At 78.1% G+C, this 553-nt stretch carries 1 protein-coding gene; it reads left to right on the top strand.

The window, feature by feature from the left end:
- Positions 1 to 553 (top strand): VWA domain-containing protein (locus CCN72_RS37565; RefSeq protein ID WP_143664364.1); only part of this gene is annotated, 553 nt, incomplete at both ends.

Genomic DNA, 553 nt, shown 5'->3' with positions numbered 1-553 from the left:
CGGCGGCGGCCCGCGCGGCGCGGGGCGGTGGATCCCCGTCGTACCGTGCGCGAACTGCTGCGGCGCGGCGGCGAACCGGCCCGGCTGCGCCGGCACGCGCGGGTCGACCGGCCGCGCCGGGTGGTGCTGCTGGTGGACGTGAGCGGTTCGATGGCGCCGTACGCGGACGCGCTGCTGCGCTTCGCCCACGCGGCGGCGCGGGGCGGCCGTACGGAGGTCTTCACGATCGGCACGCGCCTGACCCGGGTGACGCGCGAACTGTCCCCTCGCGACCCGGACCTGGCGATGGCGGCGGTCGCGGCGGCGGTGCCCGACTGGCGGGGCGGCACCCGGCTGGGCGAGCTGCTGCGCGAGTTCCTGAACCGCTGGGGGCAGCGGGGCATGGCGCGCGGCGCGATCGTGGTACTGCTCTCCGACGGCTGGGAGCGCGACGATCCCGCGCTGCTCGGCGCCCAGATGCGCCGGCTGCACGCGCTGGCCCACCGGGTGGTCTGGGCCAACCCCCGTAAGGCGCGGCCGGGTTACGCACCGACGGCCGCGCCTTACGGGGGTT

Origin of the sequence: Streptomyces murinus (assembly GCF_002154555.1) — a bacterium.
Lineage (GTDB): Bacteria > Actinomycetota > Actinomycetes > Streptomycetales > Streptomycetaceae > Streptomyces > Streptomyces murinus.
The sequence above is the reverse complement of the archived record's forward strand: the minus strand, read 5'-3'. Positions and strand labels throughout refer to the sequence as shown.